Below are 707 nucleotides of genomic sequence, written 5' to 3' on the forward strand. Positions count from 1 at the left end.
CTTCATAATTTCTTTTCCAGTTTCTGTACTGCCGACAAAAGCAACGGTACGCACACGAGAATCAGAGCAAAGTATGTCTCCGATTGCTTTTCCTGAACCAGACACAATATTAATGACTCCTGGCGGAAAATGTTCAGCTACCACTTTTAAACAAGTCATTATCGTTAACGGACAATTTGTAGCAGGTTTCACAACAACAGTATTGCCTGCTAAAATCGCTGGTATTACTCGTTTAAATGTCAAAATCATCGGAGAGTTCCACGGTGTGATAATTGCCGTGACACCTCTCGCTCTTCTTCTGACTTGTACATTTTGATTTCCTGGGAGCACTTCTGGTTGCCACCAGTTAAGTACCTCTGTTGCACAGCCCTTCATGACCTCAACACAACGTAGTAAATCCTTTTTAGCTTCAACAAGCGTTTTTCCATTTTCTCGAACAAAAACTGTGACATTTTCCTCAATTATTTTAGCCAGTTCCTCTGCCGCTGTATTCATCCGGGTAGCCCGGTCCTTTACATCAGAGCGAGACCAGGTTTCATAAGCTTTCACTGACACTTCTATCGTTTCATTTACGATTTCCTCAGAACAAATTGCCACTTGGCCGACTACTTCTGACGTGTTTGCGGGATTGATTACATCAACTGTTTCTGTTATTTCTTTCCATTCTCCATTAATAAGGTATTTACCTGAAACAACCGGATATGTCG

Annotated in this window: 1 protein-coding gene; it reads right to left on the reverse strand. The window is 41.6% G+C overall.

The window, feature by feature from the left end; translation table 11 throughout:
- Nucleotides 1-707, reverse strand: a 707-nt coding sequence (locus AC1DUW_RS31470) for an aldehyde dehydrogenase family protein (protein ID WP_477644530.1), incomplete at both ends; no start/stop codon positions are given.

The organism is Peribacillus sp. P4_C12 (assembly GCF_056402095.1).